This is a genomic window from Frankia sp. CoWAU3 (assembly GCF_977971855.1).
This window is the reverse complement of the sequence record NZ_CDWWXB010000148.1, coordinates 1-3975: the sequence shown is the minus strand read 5'-3', so window position 1 is coordinate 3975 and position 3975 is coordinate 1. Positions and strand designations below refer to the sequence as shown.

4 protein-coding genes are annotated in these 3975 nt (G+C 72.3%); 3 read left to right on the top strand and 1 reads right to left on the bottom strand.

The window, feature by feature from the left end; all coding sequences use genetic code 11:
• From AC08ON_RS13075 to AC08ON_RS13065, 3 genes are all read left to right on the top strand, one after another.
• A partial coding sequence (locus AC08ON_RS13075; RefSeq protein ID WP_476617063.1) for a bifunctional adenosylcobinamide kinase/adenosylcobinamide-phosphate guanylyltransferase occupies positions 1-362 on the top strand: 362 nt, incomplete at its 5' end.
• Positions 363-703: 341 nt separating this feature from the next.
• On the top strand, positions 704-1837 hold the full coding sequence (cobT, locus tag AC08ON_RS13070; RefSeq protein ID WP_476607788.1) for a nicotinate-nucleotide--dimethylbenzimidazole phosphoribosyltransferase: 1134 nt from the start codon (positions 704-706) through the stop codon (positions 1835-1837).
• The gene (locus tag AC08ON_RS13065; protein ID WP_023842025.1) at positions 1837-2670 is read left to right on the top strand and encodes an adenosylcobinamide-GDP ribazoletransferase; all 834 of its coding nucleotides are present in this window, start codon (positions 1837-1839) and stop codon (positions 2668-2670) included. The genes cobT and AC08ON_RS13065 overlap by 1 nt, the downstream gene beginning before the upstream one ends.
• 70 nt (positions 2671-2740) lie before the next feature.
• Here AC08ON_RS13065 and gcvT read toward each other — a convergent pair whose 3' ends face one another.
• On the bottom strand, positions 2741-3874 hold the full coding sequence (gene gcvT / locus AC08ON_RS13060; protein WP_476607790.1) for a glycine cleavage system aminomethyltransferase GcvT: 1134 nt from the start codon (positions 3872-3874) through the stop codon (positions 2741-2743).
• Positions 3875-3975: the final 101 nt, after the last annotated feature.

Sequence of the window (3975 nt, the reverse complement as noted above, 5' to 3'; positions counted from 1 at the left end):
TGGTTCCCCTGTTGCGCTCTCCCGGACCACCGCTGCTCATCGACGGTCTGGGGCTGTGGGTCGGCGCCTGGCTGGACCGTCCGGACGAGTTGCGCATCCGCGCGGAGGAGCTCGTTGACGCCTGGCGGGCCACCGGCCGCCGGGTCGTCGCGGTCACGGACGAGGTCGGTTCCGGGGTCGTTCCCCCGGCCGAGGCCGGCCGCCGGTTCCGCGACGCGCTCGGCCGTCTCAACGCCGATCTCGCGGCCGAGGCCGACGAGGTGTGGCAGGTGGTCGCGGGCATCCCCCTCCGACTGCGGCCCTTCCCGCACGAGCGGTCATCGCGTCCTCACGGGACAAATCCTCCCGTGAGGAAGTCGTAGCGACAGAGCCCGGCCGAGCAGGCCACGATGAGACCGGCCGGTTCGGTCGCGGGAAGCCACCGGCAGGACCAGGCCGCGCCGTCGCTCACCCGCCAGACCCCCGTTCTCCGCACATGCGCGCGTCGTCGCAGGTCACGGCACCGTGTGCGGAAGACAGGCAGACCCGCACGGTGCGGTCATTGCCGCCCGAGGCCAGCCACCTGCCGCCCGGGCCGGCCGGCAAGGACCAACCGTCCCGGCCGCACCGATCGGCACAATCGTGCGGCGCGAGGATAACTGGGAGACACCTTCGCGGGGATGTGGTGCGTTGCCGACCAATCGGATCAGGTAGTAAGGATCCCGTGGATCCCGATGCGTCAGGCAGCGCCGTTTCCCCCGTTCCCCCGTTGGATTCCGACGCGATGGCTGCGGCTCGCCAGCGGCAGACCGAACTGACCAAGCCACCCGGGGCGCTGGGCCGGCTTGAGGATCTGTCCATCTGGCTCGCCGGCGCACAGGCGACCTGCCCGCCCCGTCCCTTCGCCCGGATCCGGGCGGTCGTGATCGCCGGCGACCACGGTGTCGCCCAGGCCGGGGTGTCCGCCTTCCCCAGCGACGTGACCGCCCAGATGGTCTCGAACTTCGCCGCAGGCGGCGCGGCGGTCAACGTGCTGGCCCGCCAGGTCGGGGCCGCCGTGCGCGTGGTGGACGTGTCCGTGGACACGGCGCGGCCCCTCACGCCGGGCGGGGTGGATGGATCGGCCGCACCGGAGCGCTATCGGGTGCGACGGTCGAGCGGACGGATCGACCGCACCGACGCGCTGTCCGTCGCGGAGGCGGACGCCGCGTTCGCCGTCGGCCGACTCATCGCGGACGAGGAGATCGACGCGGGCGCGGACCTGCTTGTTCCCGGCGAGATGGGGATCGGCAACACAACCCCCGCAGCCACCATCGTGGCGCTGCTGTGCGACCGGGAGCCGATCGAGGTAGTCGGCCGCGGGACGGGGATCGACGACCAACGTTGGATGATCAAGACGGCCGCGATCCGGGACGCGATGCGGCGCGGCCGGCCGTTCACCGGCGACGCGCATTCGGTGCTGCGGATCGTCGGTGGAGCCGATCTGCTCGCCCTGGCCGGGCTGCTGGTGCAGTCCGCCGTGCGACGGACGCCGGTCATCCTCGACGGTGTGATCGTCTGCGCGGCGGCGCTGGCCGCAGAGCGGATCGCCCCAGGAGCAAGCCAGTGGTGGGTGGCCGGCACCCGGTCCACCGAGCCCGCCCAGGGAATCGCACTGGACGCACTCGGTCTGCCCCCCCTGGTCGACGCCGGCCTGCGTCTCGGGGAGGGCACCGGTGCGCTCCTCGCCGTTCCGTTCCTGCGGGCGGCCCAGGCCACGCTGGCCGAGATGGCGACGTTCGACCAGGCCGGTGTCAGCGGGAAAGCCGAGGTCGGCGGCGGCCAAGGGGACTCGGGCCCCGCGGCCGGTGCCCCGTGATGCTCGAGGCAAGAACAGCATTCACGCTGCTCACCGTCCTGCCGCTGCGGGGCCCGGAGCACACCGACCGGCGGCTCGCGGGCCGGGCGATGGCCCTGGCGCCCTTCGTCGGCCTGGCCCTGGGGCTGCTCGCCGGCAGTGCGGTGTTCGCCACCCGGATCGTCACGGCGGTTCCCGGTCAGCGCGCCCAGACCCTGCTGCCGGCCGTCGTCGGCGTCACGGTGCTCGCTCTGGTCACCCGGGGCCTGCATCTCGACGGGCTGGCCGATCTCGGGGACGGGCTCGGCGCCTGGCGAGCGCGGGGCAGGGATCGCGCCTTGGAGATCATGCGCGAGTCGACCATCGGGGCCTTCGGAGCGATCATCGTCCTGTTCGTGGTGCTGCTCCAGGTCGGGGCCCTGAGCACGACGATCTCGGCGCACCGCGGCACGCTGTCGATTCTGGTCGCCGCGATGACCAGCAGGCTCGCGGCCACCCTGGCCTGTACCGGCGCCGTCCCGCCGGCTCGGCCGGATGGCCTCGGTGCGCTGGTCGCGGGAACCGTGCGGACCCGGGACGCGGCGCTGTCCTTCCTGGCAGTCTGCGCCGTCGCGGCGCTGGCCGGACTGCTGGACTTCGACGGCGGCGGCCCCGGCCGGGCGCTGCGAGCGGTCCTCGCGGTCTGGGTCGGGACAGGCGTCTCGTTCCTGCTCCGGCGGTATCTGCTCACGCGCTTCGGCGGGATCACCGGAGACATCCTCGGCGGACTCATCGAGATCACCGCGGCGGCGACCCTGCTCGTCATGGCCATGACGATCCCGACGCCCGTCCTGCACACCCTCGGCCTGCACTGACAGCGCGGCGGACGCCGCCCGCTGGCGTCCGCCCGGCGGGCCCGCCGGACAGGCCCGTCCGGCGGCTGGGCTACTTGGGCGAGGACCTGACGAACGGCGGCCGGACAACCGTCATGGGACTCGGACGGCCCCGGACGTCGACGTTCACCGTGTCGCCCCCCTGCACGGACCGGTCCAGCAGGGCGAGCCCGATCCCCTGGCGCAGCGTCGGAGAGAACGTGCCGCTGGTGACCTCACCGACCGTGGCACCAGCCGCGGAGGCCACGGTCATGTGCGGACGGGGAATCACCCGGCCGGTGGACCGCAGCCCCCACAGCAGGCGGGAGGCGCCGGCGGACCGCTCCGCGAGCAGGGCGTCGCGTCCCCAGAAGCGATCCTTGTCCCAGCCGACGGCCCACCCGGAGCGAGCCTGGACCGGCGTGATCGACAAAGAGAGGTCCTGGCCATGCAGCGGATACCCCATCTCGGTCCGCAGCGTGTCGCGGGCACCGAGGCCGACCGGCACGACGCCGAGCGGCCCACCCGCCGCGAACAGCGCATCCCACAGCGCAGGGGTGTCGTCCCAACGAGGCAACAGCTCGTAGCCTCGCTCTCCGGTGTAGCCCGACCGGCACACGATCACCGGGTGGCCCTTCCACTCCGCGTCGACGAAACTCATATACGTCCCGCCGGTGGGCAGGCCGAGGGCGCCGAGCAGATCGGCGCAGGCCGGTCCCTGGACCGCTACCACGCCGTACCCGGTGTGCAGGTCGGTGACGGACACGCCCGCCGGCGCCGCCGCGGCGAGGCGAGCGACGACCTGGGCGGTGTTCGCGGCGTTCGGGACGAGGAAGACCTCCTCGTCGGAGTACAGGTAGGCGATCAGATCGTCGACGACCCCGCCGGTCTCCTCGCAGCACAAGGTGTACTGCGCCTGGCCGGGGCCGATCCGGCGCAGGTCGTTGGTCAGGCAGGCGTTGACGAAGGCGGCGGCACCGGGGCCGGCGATCCTGGCCTTGCCGAGATGGCTGACGTCGAAGATCCCGACCGCGCCGCGGACCGCCTGGTGCTCGGCGAGCACCCCGCGACCGGTGTACTCGATCGGCATCTCCCAGCCACCGAACCCGGCCATCTTCGCGCCCAGTTCGACGTGCCGGTCGTACAGCGGGGATCGACGCAGCTCTGGGGATCGACGCAGCTCTGGGGATCGACGCAGCTCTGCCATGGCCAGCAGCCTAGCGGGAGTTTCCTAGATAGTTCGATCTTGGTTGGAGTTTTCGCAGCCCATGACCAAAGTTGATCTTCCGGATGTGTATTACCTAAGTC

Excerpts from the sequence above, each read along its gene's own strand:
- gcvT (WP_476607790.1), bottom strand. The coding sequence starts at position 3,874 with ATGGCAGAGCTGCGTCGATCCCCAGAGCTGCGTCGATCCCCAGAGCTG.
- AC08ON_RS13065 (WP_023842025.1), top strand. The coding sequence starts at position 1,837 with ATGCTCGAGGCAAGAACAGCATTCACGCTGCTCACCGTCCTGCCGCTG.